Here is a 16517-nt window from a genome sequence, read left to right on the forward strand (position 1 = left end):
ATTAGTTGGTTCGTCTTTCCAGTACCCGCATGACTGCACTACGGGCACGGACGTTTTCGGTAATTTCCTGCTCATTGGCCTTGCTGGCCTTGCCTACCAGGCAAAACTCGGAGCGCTCCTGATCAGCGGTCACTGGCACACCCTTTGGTATCTTCGGGCCCCGGGCCAAATCCCGCATGAAGCGCTTTACCAGGCGATCTTCGAGCGAGTGAAAGCTGATCACCACCAGGCGACCGCCTGGCGCCAGGCGCTCGACCGCAGCAGCCAAACCGACTTCCAGGTCTTCCAGCTCCCGATTGATAAAGATGCGGATCGCCTGAAAGGTTCTGGTGGCCGGGTGTTTATGCTTTTCTTTCTTGGGCACCGCTTCAGCCACCAACTCCGCCAGCTGGCGGGTTGTTTCAATGGCCTCTTCCTGCCGACGGGCAACTACCAGGCGCGCGATACGGCGAGAGAAACGCTCTTCACCGTAGCGCCAGATCACATCTGCGATGTCGCGCTCGTCGGCAGTTGCCAGCCATTGGGCAGCACTCTGCCCCTGCTGGGGATTCATCCTCATATCCAGCGGACCATTGCGCATAAAAGAAAACCCGCGCGCGGCATCGTCCAGCTGTGGCGACGACACCCCGAGATCCATCAACACGCCCTGTACCGCCGGCCACTGCTGACTGTCCAGAGCCTGACTCAACTCAGAAAAGGAGCCGTGATACCAGGAAAACCGGCCGTCTTCCGCGGCCAGTTCTTTTGCAACCTGAATCGCTTCCGGGTCTTTATCGATACCCAGCAAGCTGCCCTGAGCGTCCAGCTGGCCCAGAATCAGACGACTATGACCGCCCCGACCGAAGGTGGCGTCCACATAACGACCAGCCGAGTCACTAATCAGATAATCAACAGCCTCATCCAGCAGCACCGAGCGATGCCGGAAAGGTTGATCTGGCGCCTGTTCTGTTTTGGTCATAGCGACAGCGCCTCCATTTCCGGCGGCATATCGTCATCGCCAGAAGACTCATCCAGCCAGGCAAACCAGCGCTCCTCGCTCCAGAGCTCCAGCTTCTTGCCCTGGCCAATCAGCATCAGCTTTTTCTCCAGGTGCGCGTAGCTTCTCAGCGTCGGCGGCACCAGGATGCGGCCAGCGGAATCCAGTTCCATGGGCGCCGCATTACCGAGAATCAGCCGCTGTAAACGCCGTGCTGCTTTGTTCATGTTCGGCAGCGCTTCAATTTTGGGCCTGAGGGTTTCCCATTCCGGCTCTGGATACAGCAAAAGACAGCGCTCTTCATCGGCATTGGCGGTCAGAACAATACGGCCACCACAAAGCTGCGCGAGTTCCTCACGCACCTTTGTCGGGATCGCCAGGCGACCCTTCGCGTCCATATTGATGGCATGACTGCCAAGAAAGTTGCTCATTTATGCCGCATCCAAGGCTGCTACTTCCACAAAAAACCACTTGAATCCACTTTTTCCCACTTCCGCACACTATAGAAACACGCAAAAGACAATGCAAGCGCCGCATTCGGCACCACACAGGCGAAAGTTCCTTTAATGACAAGAGGTTACAAAGGGGAAACTTAGAAAATCGTTAAAAAGACGCAAAGAAAAGCAGAAAAAACAAGCACCTGCAGAAAACTCTAAAGAGCCTTTCTGAGGTTTAAGATTTTTTGGCTATAAAGGCCGAATTGTGAGAAGGATGGGCATTACATCAGAAAAGAAAATGGCGAGCTCGCCGATAAGCCGGGTTCTGTCTTGGACAGTCATTCATCTAGGGCCTGCGTCACCGCAGGCCTCAAGCAACCTACCCGAATCCAGCGCGGGCCACGCCATTGGATTCCTATTTGGTCTTGCTCCAGGTGGGGTTTACCATCGCCGTGGACTGTTGCCAGCCACGCGGTGCGCTCTTACCGCACCATTTCACCCTTACCGGCGCCCGAAGGCACTTAGGCGGTATACTTTCTGTTGCACTTTCCGTCGGCTCGCGCCGCCCAGGCGTTACCTGGCACCTTGCCCTGCGGAGCCCGGACTTTCCTCCCCCGATCGAAACCGGCGGCGACTGTCTGGCGAGCTCGGTGCCGACAATACCCCCGCACCCGCCGCCATGCAAGGCTTTAATGATCTTTCAGCTCCAACGCGCGCTGGTAGAGCTCATTTTTACCCAGACCACTGACTTCCGCCGCAATCCGGGCCGCCTTCTTCACCGGCAACTCCTTGATCAACAACCCCAGCAGTTTATCGGTGTCCAGTACGGAGTCTTCTCCAGCGGGTGTCGGCGCCGCGCCACGGACCATCACCACAAACTCACCCCGGGCTCCATGGGGATCACTCTCCAGCTCTTCAAGCACCTCATCCGCGCGACCGCTATAGAAGGTCTCAAAGGTCTTGGTCAGCTCCCGCCCCAACACACACTCACGATCAACCCCCAACACCTCAGCCAGGTCTTTCATAAAATCGATAATGCGATGCGGCGACTCATAGAACACAAGGGTGGCCGGTTCCCGCGCCAATTCCGTTAACGCAGCCTGCCGGGCCGAGCGCTTGGCTGGCAAAAAACCTGCAAACAGAAACCGGTCGGTTGGCAACCCCGCGACAGACAAGGCGGCGACCAACGCACACGGGCCAGGCACCGGCGACACCCGGTAACCGGCCGCGCGAACCTCGCGAACCAGCAAGTAACCTGGGTCCGAGATCAGTGGTGTGCCAGCATCAGACACCAATGCTACCTGCCGCCCCGCTGCCAACGCCTCCAGAATACCAGCTACCCGAGAGCGCTCATTGTGGTCATGCAGCGCCATCATTTGCTTGCTCAACCCAAGATGCTGGAGCAACCGTCCCGAGTGGCGGGTATCTTCCGCAGCCACCAGATCCACCTTCGACAAGGTCTGGCGAGCCCTGTCGGAGAGATCATCCAGATTACCAATTGGCGTTGCCACAACGTACAGAACACCATCCATCTCTTTCCGGACATTTTCCGAACCGGACATACACATACTCCCACCGATAGAAGACAGGAGCTGCGTCACTCCCGTGCAACCCGGCACCCATGACAGGCATGTCATGTGAAATGGGCCGGGAGCTGGTAAACTTGCCACCAATAAAGCGGCACCACAAGCCTAATGATCCGGAGACTCCGAGCCTGCCATGACTAAATACCGCAGCCATCGAACACTTTTTGCCCTGGTCACCCTGGTCACCCTTCTGACTGCGGGTTGCGCCACCGTCAACCTGGACAGCCAGGTTGCAGACACACCAGAGCGTGCACTCGAACTTGCTGCCAGTGAACGAGACCCCACAACAGCACAGCGTTACCTGCTGCGGATGGCCAGCAACTTCCAGGATCAGGGCAACCACAGGGCGGCACGCCGGGTTCTTCGCAACCAGCAGCTGGACACTATCGACAGCCAGCTAACCGGCCAGAAGTTACTTCTTTCTATGGCCAGCGCCGTCGAACTGCAAGACAGCGACTGGGCGAATGAACTGGTCGGCAATCTGTCGCCAGACCACTTCCTCGGCTACCCGTCAGACATCATGGCAAAAGCCGCGCAACTGCAGGCTGAGACATTCGCCCTTAATGATGACCAGCTGCCCGCCGCGCTCACGCTGATGCTGCTCAGCCAGACTGACACCCAAAGCGACCCACAGGACACCCACAACCAGATCTGGCAATACCTCAGGACAATTCCCGGGCAAGCGCTGAATGAGGCTTCAGAAACAGCCATCGGCTTCGAAGAACAGGGCTGGCTGGAGCTTGCCACCACCTTGCGCGCCCGCGACGTCGGCCTGGATGAACAGGGGCGCCTGATCAGGGCCTGGCAGAATAACTGGCCAGGGCACCCCGCGGCACAGATCCTGCCCGCAGACCTTCGCCTGCTGTCGGAGCTGGCCACCAGCCGGCCGGAACGCATTGTACTGGCACTTCCCCTGCAGGGCTCTCTGGCAAGTGCCGGGCGCGCAATCCGGGACGGCTTCCTCGCTGCCTATTTCAGTGATGACAGCGCGGACCGCAGCAAAACCGATATCCGCATCGTCGACACCTCCAGCAAACCTTTTACGGCACTGTATGAAGAACTGACTGGCCAGAACATTGACCTGGTTGTTGGCCCCCTCGAGAAAGACGCACTTGCAGGCCTGAGTTCGAGAAACACACTTGCCGTGCCAGTGCTCGGGCTGAATTACCTGCCGGCGGACAGCCGTGTGCCCGACGGGCTTTACCAGTTCGGCCTATCAGCCGAAGACGAAGCCCGGCAGATTGCAGACCAGCTGGCAGCACAGTCGCTCCGCCGGATCCTGGCGCTCATTCCTAGGGGGGAATGGGGTGATCGCGTGGAACAGGCATTGCTGCAACGCATGGCCACCCACAAAGGCACCGTGCTCGATATTGAACGGTTCTTCCCGGAAGACAACTTCCGGTCAGTCACCGCCGATCTACTGGGGGTCACCACGTCCCGGCAGCGGGCCATTCAAGTAGAAAGGACCATTGGCCAAAACGTCGAATTCGAGCCTCGTCGTCGCCAGGATGCCGAGGCCATTGTACTGGTTGCGCAACCCAACGTGGCACGCCAGTTCAATCCGCTGTTTGCATTTTACTTCTCTGGCGACCTGCCGGTATATGCGCCGTCCATTGTCTACGAGGGCACACCCGACCCGGGGCGCGATCGCGACCTGAACCGGGTGACGTTTACCGACATCCCCTGGGTCCTGGCCGAGGACAACCCACTGCGCACCCAGGCCGAGCAGAATCTCAGCGGCACACGCGGCCAACTGGGCCGGCTATTTGCCATGGGGGCCGACGCCTGGCAGTTGAGCAAACGGCTGCCGCTGCTGCGGCAGGTGGAAGGTGCCGCCATTGATGGTCAGACCGGCACCCTCACCATGACCCCGGACGGCGCCATCCACCGCCATCAACTTTGGGCTCAGTTCCAGAACGGGCGCCCGGTACTGGCCCCGGAACTCAACGAGGCTACCTCCCGGGAAGGCGCTCGTGAAACTGAGCAAGGTGATAGCCAGCGCCTGTAGAGGACATAAGCCATGGAAGGCAAACGCGCCATTGGAAGTCATTACGAAGGGGTGGCCGCCCGCTATCTGGCGCAAAACGGTATTACCATTCTGGAGCAGAACGTCTACAACCGGGGCGGAGAACTTGACCTGATTGGCCGGGACGGCGATACCCTGGTGTTCTTCGAGGTTCGCTATCGCGGCGATGGCAGCCTGGTCGATCCAGCAGGCTCCATAACGTATGGCAAGCAGCGACGACTGCTCCGGGCTGCCTCTTATTACCTGCACAGGCATGGTTTGTGGAACATCGCCTCCAGAATTGACGTCGTCGCGATCATGCCGGGTACGGTGCGCAAATACCGGGTACAATGGATCAAAAATGCAATCCAGTCAGAATAACCGAACCAATGACCGACACCGCACAAAAGATTAACCAGTGGTTTGCCAACCACATGGAACAGACTGCCCAGGCAGCCAGCACCGCTGGGCCGGATATCGAGGATGTGGCAGACGCCTTTGTGAATACCCTGCTGCAGGACGGCAAACTTATCGCCTGCGCCAATGGCAACGCCAATATCCTGGCCCAGTATTTCTGCACCGCATTGCTGAATCGCTTCGAGCAGGACCGGCCGGCACTGCCCGCCATCAACCTCGGTGCGGATGCCACCACCTATTCGGCCATATGCAGGGATAACCGGTTCAACGACACCTTCTCCCGACAGGTTCGCGCCATCGGCAAACCCGGTGACCTGCTGTTTGTCATTGTCGATGACGGCCACAAGGCCAACCTCATCCAGGCGATCCAGGCCGCCCACGACCGGGAGATGCAGGTGGTCGTGCTGAGCGCCCGGGAAAAGTCAGACATCACCTCGCTAATGCACCCGGAAGACCATGAAATTGCACTGAATGATCTGGCACCCCATGAAGCCACCCCGTTGATGCTTCTGATCATCAACACCCTGTGCGACCTGGTTGACCACAAACTGTTTGGCGGATAACAAAAAGCCGGCTTTCGCCGGCTTTTTGTTACTTCACCACTTTCAGAGTTGGTCGTCCACTCGGGCGCTCATCGGAACGCCTGTCAGCCGGCGCATTTCCATCCGCTCCACCATCGGGGTCCGGTGAGCCCGGCTCGCTGCCGAACACCATCCCCTCACCATTTTCCTTGGCGTAGATGGCCATGACGGCCTGCAACGGGATAAACACCTGCATGGGCACCCCGCCAAAGCGGGCACTGAACTCAAGCGCGCCATTGCCGATCACCAGCCCCCGCACGGCACCGGGACTGATATTCAAAACAATCTGACCATTGGCGACGTGCTCTGTCGGCACCTGAACACCCTGTACACCAGCATCGACGACGATGTAGGGAGTACAGTCGTTATCCAGAATCCACTCATTCAGGGATCGCACCAGGTATGGACGGCTAGACGTCATAGTGACACTCATATCAGGCACTGCAACCACTCCTGCCCCGCCATGCGGGCTTGCCGATCAGCTTCGGATGTCTTCTTCCAGGTCTGAAAGGCTTGCCTTGAAACCTTCCCGGGCAAAGATGCTGTCCATGTATTTCTGAATAGGCTTGGCCTGCTTGTCACTCAGATCAATGCCCAGCGCCGGCAGGCGCCAGAGAATCGGCGCAATGCAGCAATCCACGATAGTGAACTCTTCTGACAGGAAGAACGGCATTTCCGCAAACAGAGGCGCTGTTGCCAGCAGACTCTCTTTCAGCTCTTTACGAGCCGTATCTGCCGCTTTGCCGGTTGGTTGCGCCAGAACCTGATCAACCAGGCCACACCAGTCTTTCTGAATACGGTGAATCATCAGGCGACTGTTGGCCCGCGCGACCGGGTATACCGGCAACAATGGCGGGTGCGGGAAACGTTCGTCCAGGTACTCCATCATGATGTTGGGCTCGTACAGAACGAGATCCCGATCCACCAGAGTAGGCAGGGCGTTATACGGATTCAGATCCGCCAATTCTCCAGGCGGGTTGTCCGGATCCACGTCTACGATATCAACGGTTACACCCTTTTCAGCCAAAACAATGCGAACACGGTGGCTGTAATGACTGGCCGGATCCGAGAAAAACGTCATTGATGACCGCTTGGTCACAACGCCCATATAGCTACCTCACGATTCTAAAAATCGAAACAATCCACAAACGCAAAATTCCAGCGGACCTTACCGACCCGCTGGAATTCAGGATACGGGATTATACCCTAAATCTTAGTGCACGTCTTTCCAGTACTCGCGGTTAAGCAGGTACGCAAAGATGAAGAAGATCGCCACAAAGATCAGCACGAAAATCCCCAGACGCTCACGCTCGACCTTCACCGGATCCCCCATGTAGGACATGAAGTTGGTCAAGTCCCACATGGCGCGGTCGAAGTCTGCTGCTGACATACTGCCTTCAATCGCATACTCCGGGCACACATCGGCATTGTTGATGTTGCCACTGAGCGGCTCTACCGAAGCGCCAACGCCAATACGCGGCTCCACAGCACACAGCCCCTGCATCTCTACCATCACATGCGGCATACCAACGTTTTCGAACACCACGTTGTTTACCCCCAGCGGACGGGAATCGTCCTTGTAGAAGCCACGAAGGTAGGAGTAAACCCAGGATTCACCACGCACACGGGTAACCAGAGTCAGGTCAGGTGGTGGAGCACCGAACCAGCCTGCGGCCATGTCCTTACCCATGGAGATCTGCATCAGTTCGCCAATCTTGGCGCCGGTGAAGATCAGGTTCTCCTCGTAAAGCTCGGCGGGAATCTCCAGGTCGTCAGACACCCGCTTGTAACGAGCGTACTCCATGGAGTGACAGCCCATGCAATAGTTAGTGAACAGAGCCACGCCCCGCTGCAAGGACTCCTTGTTGGTGTGATCCGGCTTCATGGTATCCAGAGGACCTGAGGGGCCCGCCGCCAGCCCGAGGGCCGGCAGGATCGCGATGAAAAGACCAAAAATCAGCTTTCTCATTATCCTGTCACCCTCTCTGGTACTGGTTTGGTTTTTTCCATGCGCGTATAGAACGGCATGAGAATGAAGTACAGGAAGTACAGCACCGTCAGGATCTGAGCGACAATCGTGCGGCCCTCAGTTGCCGGAACAATACCCAGATAACCCAGCACAACAAAGCTCACCACGAAGATTGCCAGGGCAACCTTGCTCATCCAACCCTTGTAGCGGATAGACCGTACCGGGCTCTTGTCGAGCCATGGCAGCACGAACAGGATGGCAATTGCCGCCCCCATCACAACCACGCCCCAGAACTTGGCGTCCAGACCGAACAGGTCGACGGTCACCGCACGAAGCATCGCGTAGAACGGGGTGAAATACCACACCGGCGCAATGTGCTCTGGCGTCTTCAGGCTGTTAGCCGGCTCGAAGTTCGGCCTCTCCAGGAACAGACCACCCATTTCCGGGAAGTAGAACACGACGATGAAGAAGATGAAGAAGAACACCGCCACACCCAGCAGGTCGTGCACGGTGTAGTATGGATGGAACGGAATGCCGTCTTTGGGAATACCGTTTTCATCCTTGTTCTTCTTGATATCAATGCCGTCAGGGTTGTTGGAACCCACTTCGTGCAGAGCAAGAATGTGCAGGACAACCAGGCCCAACAGTACGATCGGCAATGCAACCACGTGCAGGGCGAAGAAGCGGTTCAGGGTAATACCTGAAATCAGGTAGTCGCCACGAATCCACAGAGACAGATCTTCACCGATCACCGGGATAGCACCAAACAGGTTAACAATAACCTGGGCACCCCAGTAAGACATCTGACCCCAGGGCAACAGGTAGCCCATGAAAGCTTCAGCCATCAGCACCAGGTAGATCAACATGCCGAAGATCCAGATCAACTCACGCGGCCTCTGGTACGAGCCGTACATCAGGCCTCGGAACATATGCAGGTAGACCACCACGAAGAACGCAGAGGCACCGGTAGAGTGCAGGTAGCGCAACAGCCAGCCCCACTCCACATCGCGCATAATGTATTCCACAGAAGCAAAGGCGCCTTCTGCAGATGGGTTGTAGCTCATGGTCAGCCAGATACCGGTGACCAGCTGGTTCACCAACACCAGCATGGCAAGCGAACCGAAGAAATACCACATGTTGAAGTTCTTCGGAGCGTAATACTTACCTACATGCTTGTTCCAAGCATCGACAATCGGCAGACGCTCGTCTACCCAGTTAATAAGCTTTTGCATTACGCTGCCTCCGGATCAAGACCAATGGTCATGGTCGCATCGTCATCAAACCGATACGGCGGAACCTCAAGGTTCAGCGGAGCCGGCTGATTGGCGAACACACGACCGGACAAGTCGAATCGTGAGCCATGGCAGGGACAGAACAATCCACCCAACCATTCACTACCCAGGTCGGCAGGCGCCACTTCCGGGCGGTAGCTCGGGACACAGCCCAGATGGGTACAGATACCCACAAGAACAATGAACTCCGGCTTGAGGGAACGCTGTGCACCAGAGATATAAGCCGGCTGCTGACTCGCCGTTTCAGATTCCGGGTCTTTCATTCTCGGAGACAATTGCTCAATGTTCTCAAGCATCTCCTCGGTACGCCGGATAATCCAAACCGGCTTACCCCGCCACTCGACGGTAATTTGCTGACCCGGCTCGATTTTGTCGACACTTACGGTTACCGGCGCACCGGCCGCTTCCGCTTTCGCACTGGGATTCCAGGACGCCACGAAAGGAACCGCTGCACCGACGACGCCGACACCACCCACCACGGACGTTGCGCCGATCAGAAACCGGCGTCGACCTTGGTTCACGTCGCCATTACTCATTATGGTTTTCTCCCATCAGGCGAGGCACAGACGCGGAAAAACCGGCACTGCGCTTCGAAAAGGACTTCACAACCCAAAAATATAAGCGCTGAAATGGTAATGAAATTACCCCTCGCTTACAAGCCGGAAAGGCTCACCCGAGAGCCTATCCCTGCGTCAGGTCAAAATTCTGGCCACCCGCAAGACACAAAAAAACCCGACCATAGGATCGGGTTTTTCCATCGACAGTAGTGCCGATTAACGCTTGGAGTACTGAGGACGCTTACGCGCCTTGCGCAGACCAACCTTCTTACGCTCAACCTTACGAGCGTCACGGGTAACATAACCCGCTTTACGCAGCGCAGGGCGCAGAGTTTCGTCGTATTCCATCAGCGCACGAGTCAGGCCGTGGCGAATGGCGCCGGCCTGGCCGCTGATACCACCACCTTTTACCGTGATGGTGATGTCGAAGCGATCAGCAGACTCAGCAACAACCAGCGGCTGACGAACGATCATGCGGAGAGTTTCACGACCGAAGAAATCTTCGATGGTGCGACCGTTAATGGAGATGTTACCGCTACCCGGCTTGATAAAGACGCGAGCCGTGGATGATTTGCGGCGACCAGTACCGTAATTTTGTGCTACAGACATATTCGCCTTCCGTTAGATGTCGAGTTCTTTGGGCTGCTGGGCGGCATGAGCATGCTCAGCGCCTGCGTACACTTTCAGCTTCTTGAACATGGCGCGGCCGAGCGGGCCCTTCGGAAGCATGCCTTTTACGGCCTTCTGAATGATTTGCTCGGGAGCCTTGTCAACCAGCTTCTCGAAGTTGATGGATTTGATTCCACCCGGAAAGCCGGTATGGCTGTAATACATTTTTGCTGATGCCTTTTTGCCGGTAACCTTCACCTGGCTGGCATTGATAACAATGATGTAGTCGCCAGTGTCCACGTGAGGGGTATACTCAGGCTTATGCTTGCCCCGCAGACGAAGGGCGATTTCGGTTGACAGACGACCCAGCGTCTTGCCGGCTGCGTCTACAACGTACCAGTCACGTTTTACTGTTTCTGGTTTCGCACTCAGAGTCTTCATTGATTCCGCCTTGAACGCTATATAAGAAACGTTAAAAACCACCACCGGTAAATGCAAGGCATCCGGAGGAAGTTCATACCTGTATTTTGACGTCGCCACCATTCGGGGCTGAGATAGTGACATCGCCTTGAAAAGCCAGGGCGCGAAGTATACTCGAAGCCGCAAGGAAAGCCAACCCTGCCTCAAGGTGTTTCGTCAATCCCCTATTCTCCCCTGAACTCAGCGCCAACCGTATAGCCGTTGGACGTTGTCATACAGGGTTTCTGCGACTGCCTCGACCGGCCCGCCCCGAAGCTCCGCCAGCGCTTGCACAACATTCAGCAGGTAAACCGGGGAATTCTGCCCCTTGGCCACACCGGCCGGCGACATGTCCGGCGCGTCGGTCTCAAGCACCAGCGCCTCCAGGGGCAACCGCGCAATGGCATCGCGGGTTTTACGGGCCCGTTCGTGGGTAATCACACCACCCACACCGATAAAGCAGCCCAGATCTACCAGTTTCCTGGCTTGCTGGTAGCTGCCGGAAAACCCGTGAACCAGGGCCCTGCCGGACCACCCGGACGATCGCAGCAGGCCATGCACCTGATCATGGCTGCGCACCGAATGAATGACCAGAGGCAAGGCCAGCTTGGCCGCGATGTCGATCTGCGCCTGGAACCACGGCAATTGTGCAGCGAGATCGCTGTGATGGGCATCAAGACCACACTCACCAAGCCCCACGCAGCCCTCGAGCCGGGCCGAAAGCCGAGCTTCCAGAACCACCAGGTCCTGCTCGCTGTGCTCGCCAACGAACCAGGGATGAATGCCAAGACAATACCAGAGCCCGCGCGCCGGGGACGCCAGCGCCTCAACCCGATCCCAATCCACCCTGCGTACCCCCGGAACCACCAGTGCCTCCACACCCCGAGCCCTGGCCGTATCCAGAATCTGATCGCGAACCCCGTCAAATTCGGGGAAATCGAAATGACAATGGGCATCGACCAGCTGCATGGAATCCTCCGGTGGCTGGTTAGTGTTCCCGGGTTTTATGGAACTGGATATCAGGATAACGTTCCTGAGCCAGATTCAGGTTAACCATCGTTGGGGCAATATAGGCCAGGCGGTCACTGCCATCGAGCGCCAAGTTGTCCTGGTTCTTGCGCTGGAATTCATCCAGCTTGCGATCATCACTGCAACTCACCCAACGCGCTGTGGCGACGTTGATCGGCTCATAAACAGCCTCGACCTTGTATTCACTCTTGAGACGGCTCACCACCACATCAAACTGCAGCACACCTACCGCACCCACGATCAGATCGTTGTTCTTCATCGGCCGGAACACCTGGACAGCACCCTCTTCCGAGAGCTGAATCAGCCCCTTCTGCAGCTGCTTGGCCTTGAGAGGGTCCTTGAGCCGGATACGACGAAACAACTCCGGTGCGAAGTTGGGAATACCGGTGAACTTCATGTCGTCGCCTGCGGTGAAGGTATCACCCAACTGGATGGTGCCGTGGTTATGCAGGCCAATGATATCCCCGGCATAGGCTTCTTCGGCATGCTCACGATCACCCGCCATGAACGTCAGGGCATCGGAGAACCTCACCTCTTTACCAATCCGCACATGGCGCGCCTTCATACCCTGATTATAGCGACCTGAAACGATACGCAGGAACGCGACCCGGTCACGATGCTGTGGGTCCATGTTTGCCTGGATCTTGAATACGAAACCGGAAAAGGTATCTTCCGCCGGTTCGACCTTGCGCACACCCGTTTCCCGCCCCTGAGGCGCAGGTGCCCAGTCAACCAGGCCATCCAGCATATGGTCCACACCGAAATTACCGAGTGCGGTACCAAAGAACACCGGGGTTAGTTGCCCGGCAAGGAATGCCTCATGATCAAACTCATGAGACGCACCCTTAACCAATTCAATTTCGTCGCGCAGGTCAGCGGCATAGCCGCCAATCGCTTCATCGAGTTCGGGGTTATCCAGGCCTCTGACAACCCGCTTTTCCTGAATGGTGTGGCCCTGGCCAGTCTGATAGAGGATCACCTCATCCCGATACAAGTGGTAGACACCCTTGAAACTCTTGCCCATGCCAATCGGCCAGGTGATGGGGGCGCAGGCAATTTTGAGAACATCTTCCACTTCATCCATTAACTCGATCGGGTCCCGGGTGTCGCGATCCAGTTTGTTCATGAAGGTGATGATTGGCGTATCACGCAGGCGGGTAACTTCCATCAGCTTGATGGTACGTTCCTCAACGCCCTTGGCGCTGTCGATAACCATCAGGCATGAATCAACCGCCGTCAGGGTCCGATAGGTATCCTCAGAGAAGTCTTCGTGACCTGGGGTATCCAGCAGGTTGACCAGCTTGCCACCGTAAGGAAACTGCATCACTGAGGTAGTGACCGAAATACCCCGCTCTTTTTCCATTTCCATCCAGTCAGACTTTGCGTGCTGGCCGGACTTCTTGCCCTGGACCGTTCCGGCTTTCTGAAGCGCCTGACCGAAGAGCAGTACTTTCTCGGTAATGGTGGTTTTACCGGCATCCGGGTGCGAGATAATCGCAAAGGTGCGGCGCTTGGCCACTTCCTGGGATAGGTTAGACATAAACAACGGAAACCTGATTGGGTTGAGTGAAAAACGGACTATTATAAGGGGTAGCGTGGGTTCAGGTGAACCGATAGACCATTACGCGGGCATCTTCTCGTCCAGTGGTATCCGGATAGTAGCCGGGCCTGCGGCCAATTTCCTCAAATCCCTCGCTGGCATACAGCGAAGCAGCCGCTTCGTTGCTTTGCCGGACTTCCAGAATCATCTGTACCATTCCGTCCCGGATCGATTCAGCCACGGCGTAGCGCAACAAGTAACGGCCTACTCCGTGACCCCGCAGGGCAGGATGCACGCAGACATTCAGCAGGTGAGCCTCATCAACCATATAGTTGACTACGGCATAACCGACCAACTCATCGCCTTGCATCAGCGCCCACAGTCGATATTGCGGTTTAAAACAGTCCTGGAACACAGACATCGGCCAAGGGTGAGAATACCCCAGGCACTCCAGTTCCATCACTCGGGGCAGATCGGATTCCACGAGGTTTCGAACCGTCAGGTCCTGATTCTGAACCTGGCGAAGGACCCGTGTCGACATTAACCCTTCGCGCTCAGGGAGCGAATCTTTTGCCATAACTCTCGTTTCAGTACCGGGTTACTTGCCAGGCCAGCAAGGGAGGCGTCAAACACCACTTCCGGTCTGCGACCCATAACGTCGGAAAGGATAGTAGGCACCTCACCGGCTCCGGCGCCAAAGCCAAGCGCTATGACAGACTTGCCACTGGCAGGGACCAGCGATTGGCGCAGCAAGCCCGTCAGATCTGCATCACTGTTGAGCGAAACCCTCACATTATTGAACAGTGGCCAGCGAATGACGTCTGACATGTCCAGGGTCTGCTCACCGAGGCTGCGAAGAATGTTGCGAGCCAGTGAATCCTGCATGCTGAAACTGGCTTCCTCGGAGAGATTGGCAAGCAAAGTAACTCTATCTCCCACCCAGAACTGCAGACACAGCCGAGCGATATCTTGGATCGACGCAACCCGTGGGCTGGCCTCGGGCACGTTTTGACCCAACAGTTCTGCGGCCGGGTCTGGCTCGACGGAATCCACAAGTCGCGACTCAACCTCGGCCACCGGCGCTGCTTTATCTGGCTTACCAGCGCCGGTCTCCATCAAATTCTTGAGTTGCGCCAGACGGTCTTTATTGGCGGGATCAACGGCAGGGCGAGCGGGCACGGCACGCTTGGTTGTCGGCGCATCAACGACGACCGGGGCTGACTCGACTTCGGCAACACCGAAATCATACTCCGGGCTCGGCGCTGCGCCAGGCAGCGGTGCGCGGGCATACCACAGATGAATGCCAGCGGCCCCAAGATAGAATTGCCTTTCCGCCTCTGTCCGAATCACGTCATGCCTCTGACCGGGGACAAATGCCACATAACTTCACGATCAGACATCGGCCACCTGAGGGTGCTGACGAATACCGCCCCTCGCAATCAGGTTCAACGCCTCGATATAGGCCTTTGCTGATGCGATGATGATATCAGTATCAGAGCCAACGCCATTGACGATGCGCCCGCCACGCTCAAGGCGCACGGTCACTTCGCCCTGGGCATCGGTGCCACTGGTTATATTATTCACGGAATACAGCTGGAGATTACAGCCTGAATCAACCAACGACTCAATTGCCTTGAACGTTGCATCCACCGGACCACTGCCCTCGGCCTCAACCGAGTGTTCTTTGCCATCCATGGTCAGGGTCAGATGAGCCTTGGGCACAACACCGGTTTCCGAGCAGACCTGCATGCAGACGAGACCATAACGCCCCTCCTCGTCTTTCTGACGCGTGTCGCTGGCTATGGCCTGGAGGTCTTCATCAAAAATTTCATGCTTCAGATCAGCCAGAGCCTTGAAACGGGTAAAGGCCCCATTGAGCTCAGACTCGGTATCGAACTGAATGCCCAGTTCCAGCAACCGGGTGCGGAAGGCGTTACGACCAGAATGCTTACCCAGAACCAGGCTGTTGGTATGCCAGCCCACGTCCTGGGCGCGCATAATCTCATAGGTTTCCCGGTGCTTGAGTACGCCATCCTGATGGATGCCGGATTCATGGGCAAAGGCATTGGCGCCCACAATGGCCTTATTCGGCTGTACCGGAAAACCGGTAATGGTCGACACAAGCCTGGATGCCGGCACGATGTGCTGGGTATCGATTCGAGTATCAATATTGAAAAGATCCTGGCGGGTACGCACAGCCATCACGATTTCTTCCAGAGAAGCATTACCGGCACGCTCACCCAGACCGTTAATAGTGCACTCCACCTGGCGGGCACCACTGGTAACCGCAGCAAGAGAGTTAGCCACAGCCAGTCCCAGATCATTATGACAATGGACGGAGAAAATGGCTTTGTCAGCGTTGGGGATACGCTTCAATAGCTGTCGGATTGTTTCAGCGAATTGCTCGGGGATTGCATAACCGACAGTGTCTGGAATATTAATGGTTCGGGCGCCGGCATCAATCGCAGCTTCGATAATTCGGCACAGGAAATCCAGCTCCGAACGACCGGCGTCTTCGCAGGAGAACTCAACGTCATCAGTATGGCTTCGAGCGCGCTTTACCGCCCGAACCGCCTGCTCCACCACCTGGTCCGGCTCCATCTGAAGCTTATGCTTCATATGGATTGGCGAGGTGGCAATAAAGGTATGGATGCGGCCGCTGGCCGCTGGGCGGATGGCCTCCGCCGCACGATCAATATCCTTGTCCAGAGCACGCGCAAGACTGCAGACCGTGGAGTCCTTGATGGTTTCTGCAATGGCTTTGACCGCATCGAAGTCGCCCTGGCTGGCAATCGCGAAGCCGGCCTCTATCACATCCACGCGCAGCTTCTCGAGCACCTTGGCAATACGCAGCTTCTCGTTCTTGTTCATGGTGGCGCCAGGGCTCTGTTCGCCATCACGAAGAGTAGTGTCAAAAATGACAAGGTGATCAGTTGCGGCCATTGGAAGGCTCCCATCAAAACTTGGTTCGGATAATGGTAGGGAGTATATCACTTCTCCCGAAGCACAAATAAAAAAGCCCCAACATCAAGGATGCTGGGGCTTTTGGAATTAAGAGCC

The 16517-nt window shown here is 56.7% G+C and carries 18 protein-coding genes and 1 other RNA gene; 3 read left to right on the forward strand and 16 right to left on the reverse strand.

Annotation, left to right across the window (positions count from 1 at the left end; translation table 11 throughout):
* Nucleotide 1: 1 nt before the first annotated feature.
* The 4 genes from rsmH to rsmI all read right to left on the reverse strand — a co-directional run bounded on the left by rsmH (nt 2) and on the right by rsmI (nt 2981).
* On the reverse strand, nt 2-958 hold the full coding sequence (gene rsmH / locus ACTZWX_RS13325; RefSeq protein WP_444714336.1) for a 16S rRNA (cytosine(1402)-N(4))-methyltransferase RsmH: 957 nt from the start codon (nt 956-958) through the stop codon (nt 2-4).
* Nucleotides 955-1407, reverse strand: coding sequence for a division/cell wall cluster transcriptional repressor MraZ (mraZ, locus tag ACTZWX_RS13330; protein ID WP_061333007.1), 453 nt, complete (start codon nt 1405-1407; stop codon nt 955-957). The genes rsmH and mraZ overlap by 4 nt, the downstream gene beginning before the upstream one ends.
* A 304-nt stretch (nt 1408-1711) precedes the next feature.
* Nucleotides 1712-2063: RNase P RNA component class A (gene rnpB / locus ACTZWX_RS13335), an RNA gene on the reverse strand.
* A gap of 39 nt (nt 2064-2102) precedes the next feature.
* Nucleotides 2103-2981 (reverse strand): 16S rRNA (cytidine(1402)-2'-O)-methyltransferase, encoded by an 879-nt coding sequence (gene rsmI / locus ACTZWX_RS13340; protein ID WP_444714337.1) that lies wholly within the window; start codon nt 2979-2981, stop codon nt 2103-2105.
* A 151-nt stretch (nt 2982-3132) separates the two neighbouring features.
* Here rsmI and ACTZWX_RS13345 point away from each other — a divergent pair, with 151 nt between their 5' ends.
* Genes ACTZWX_RS13345 through ACTZWX_RS13355 form a run of 3 tightly spaced genes read left to right on the forward strand, consistent with a single transcriptional unit; the run spans nt 3133 to nt 5984 of the window.
* Nucleotides 3133-5007, forward strand: a complete 1875-nt coding sequence (locus ACTZWX_RS13345) for a penicillin-binding protein activator (protein WP_444714338.1) — start codon at nt 3133-3135, stop codon at nt 5005-5007.
* 12 nt (nt 5008-5019) lie between these two features.
* A complete protein-coding gene (locus ACTZWX_RS13350) occupies nt 5020-5385 on the forward strand; it encodes a YraN family protein (RefSeq protein WP_444714339.1) in 366 nt (121 codons plus the stop codon).
* Between the two features lie 8 nt (nt 5386-5393).
* On the forward strand, nt 5394-5984 hold the full coding sequence (locus tag ACTZWX_RS13355) for a D-sedoheptulose-7-phosphate isomerase (protein ID WP_058091019.1): 591 nt from the start codon (nt 5394-5396) through the stop codon (nt 5982-5984).
* Between the two features lie 28 nt (nt 5985-6012).
* Here ACTZWX_RS13355 and ACTZWX_RS13360 read toward each other — a convergent pair whose 3' ends face one another.
* From ACTZWX_RS13360 to ACTZWX_RS13415, 12 genes are all read right to left on the reverse strand, one after another.
* Nucleotides 6013-6423, reverse strand: a complete 411-nt coding sequence (locus ACTZWX_RS13360; protein WP_444714350.1) for a ClpXP protease specificity-enhancing factor — start codon at nt 6421-6423, stop codon at nt 6013-6015.
* A 57-nt stretch (nt 6424-6480) separates the two neighbouring features.
* Complete coding sequence (locus ACTZWX_RS13365; protein WP_319636207.1) at nt 6481-7110, reverse strand: glutathione S-transferase N-terminal domain-containing protein; 630 nt, start codon at nt 7108-7110, stop codon at nt 6481-6483.
* A 105-nt stretch (nt 7111-7215) separates the two neighbouring features.
* Complete coding sequence (locus ACTZWX_RS13370) at nt 7216-7971, reverse strand: cytochrome c1 (protein WP_444714340.1); 756 nt, start codon at nt 7969-7971, stop codon at nt 7216-7218.
* The gene (locus ACTZWX_RS13375) at nt 7971-9203 is read right to left on the reverse strand and encodes a cytochrome b (protein ID WP_444714341.1); all 1233 of its coding nucleotides are present in this window, start codon (nt 9201-9203) and stop codon (nt 7971-7973) included. The genes ACTZWX_RS13370 and ACTZWX_RS13375 overlap by 1 nt, the downstream gene beginning before the upstream one ends.
* A complete protein-coding gene (gene petA, locus ACTZWX_RS13380) occupies nt 9203-9799 on the reverse strand; it encodes a ubiquinol-cytochrome c reductase iron-sulfur subunit (protein ID WP_138435404.1) in 597 nt (198 codons plus the stop codon). The genes ACTZWX_RS13375 and petA overlap by 1 nt, the downstream gene beginning before the upstream one ends.
* A gap of 237 nt (nt 9800-10036) precedes the next feature.
* Nucleotides 10037-10429 carry a 30S ribosomal protein S9 gene (gene rpsI, locus ACTZWX_RS13385; RefSeq protein ID WP_058092410.1) on the reverse strand — a complete coding sequence of 131 codons (393 nt, stop codon included), beginning with the start codon at nt 10427-10429 and terminating at the stop codon, nt 10037-10039.
* 12 nt (nt 10430-10441) lie between these two features.
* Nucleotides 10442-10870, reverse strand: a complete 429-nt coding sequence (gene rplM, locus ACTZWX_RS13390) for a 50S ribosomal protein L13 (RefSeq protein ID WP_022988664.1) — start codon at nt 10868-10870, stop codon at nt 10442-10444.
* A gap of 219 nt (nt 10871-11089) precedes the next feature.
* The gene (locus ACTZWX_RS13395; RefSeq protein WP_444714342.1) at nt 11090-11857 is read right to left on the reverse strand and encodes a TatD family hydrolase; all 768 of its coding nucleotides are present in this window, start codon (nt 11855-11857) and stop codon (nt 11090-11092) included.
* A gap of 19 nt (nt 11858-11876) precedes the next feature.
* Nucleotides 11877-13457 carry a peptide chain release factor 3 gene (gene prfC, locus ACTZWX_RS13400; protein ID WP_444714343.1) on the reverse strand — a complete coding sequence of 527 codons (1581 nt, stop codon included), beginning with the start codon at nt 13455-13457 and terminating at the stop codon, nt 11877-11879.
* A gap of 61 nt (nt 13458-13518) precedes the next feature.
* Complete coding sequence (gene rimI / locus ACTZWX_RS13405; RefSeq protein WP_444714344.1) at nt 13519-13998, reverse strand: ribosomal protein S18-alanine N-acetyltransferase; 480 nt, start codon at nt 13996-13998, stop codon at nt 13519-13521.
* Complete coding sequence (locus ACTZWX_RS13410) at nt 13998-14807, reverse strand: hypothetical protein (RefSeq protein WP_444714345.1); 810 nt, start codon at nt 14805-14807, stop codon at nt 13998-14000. The genes rimI and ACTZWX_RS13410 overlap by 1 nt, the downstream gene beginning before the upstream one ends.
* 42 nt (nt 14808-14849) lie before the next feature.
* Nucleotides 14850-16400: a 2-isopropylmalate synthase gene (locus ACTZWX_RS13415; protein ID WP_444714346.1), complete on the reverse strand. Its 1551-nt coding sequence runs from the start codon at nt 16398-16400 to the stop codon at nt 14850-14852.
* Nucleotides 16401-16517 lie beyond the last annotated feature (117 nt).

It is taken from the genome of Marinobacter sp. NSM, assembly GCF_052380025.1.
Taxonomy (GTDB): domain Bacteria; phylum Pseudomonadota; class Gammaproteobacteria; order Pseudomonadales; family Oleiphilaceae; genus Marinobacter.

Bases quoted from the DNA above. Each gene is read 5' to 3' on its own strand.
- ACTZWX_RS13375 (WP_444714341.1), bottom strand. From the start codon at position 9,203: ATGCAAAAGCTTATTAACTGGGTAGACGAGCGTCTGCCGATTGTCGAT.
- rimI (WP_444714344.1), bottom strand. From the start codon at position 13,998: ATGTCGACACGGGTCCTTCGCCAGGTTCAGAATCAGGACCTGACGGTT.
- ACTZWX_RS13370 (WP_444714340.1), bottom strand. From the start codon at position 7,971: ATGAGAAAGCTGATTTTTGGTCTTTTCATCGCGATCCTGCCGGCCCTC.
- ACTZWX_RS13365 (WP_319636207.1), bottom strand. From the start codon at position 7,110: ATGGGCGTTGTGACCAAGCGGTCATCAATGACGTTTTTCTCGGATCCG.
- ACTZWX_RS13355 (WP_058091019.1), top strand. From the start codon at position 5,394: ATGACCGACACCGCACAAAAGATTAACCAGTGGTTTGCCAACCACATG.
- rsmI (WP_444714337.1), bottom strand. From the start codon at position 2,981: ATGTGTATGTCCGGTTCGGAAAATGTCCGGAAAGAGATGGATGGTGTT.
- ACTZWX_RS13345 (WP_444714338.1), top strand. From the start codon at position 3,133: ATGACTAAATACCGCAGCCATCGAACACTTTTTGCCCTGGTCACCCTG.
- prfC (WP_444714343.1), bottom strand. From the start codon at position 13,457: ATGTCTAACCTATCCCAGGAAGTGGCCAAGCGCCGCACCTTTGCGATT.
- rpsI (WP_058092410.1), bottom strand. From the start codon at position 10,429: ATGTCTGTAGCACAAAATTACGGTACTGGTCGCCGCAAATCATCCACG.
- ACTZWX_RS13350 (WP_444714339.1), top strand. From the start codon at position 5,020: ATGGAAGGCAAACGCGCCATTGGAAGTCATTACGAAGGGGTGGCCGCC.
- rsmH (WP_444714336.1), bottom strand. From the start codon at position 958: ATGACCAAAACAGAACAGGCGCCAGATCAACCTTTCCGGCATCGCTCG.
- rplM (WP_022988664.1), bottom strand. From the start codon at position 10,870: ATGAAGACTCTGAGTGCGAAACCAGAAACAGTAAAACGTGACTGGTAC.
- ACTZWX_RS13395 (WP_444714342.1), bottom strand. From the start codon at position 11,857: ATGCAGCTGGTCGATGCCCATTGTCATTTCGATTTCCCCGAATTTGAC.
- petA (WP_138435404.1), bottom strand. From the start codon at position 9,799: ATGAGTAATGGCGACGTGAACCAAGGTCGACGCCGGTTTCTGATCGGC.
- mraZ (WP_061333007.1), bottom strand. From the start codon at position 1,407: ATGAGCAACTTTCTTGGCAGTCATGCCATCAATATGGACGCGAAGGGT.
- ACTZWX_RS13415 (WP_444714346.1), bottom strand. From the start codon at position 16,400: ATGGCCGCAACTGATCACCTTGTCATTTTTGACACTACTCTTCGTGAT.
- ACTZWX_RS13360 (WP_444714350.1), bottom strand. From the start codon at position 6,423: ATGACGTCTAGCCGTCCATACCTGGTGCGATCCCTGAATGAGTGGATT.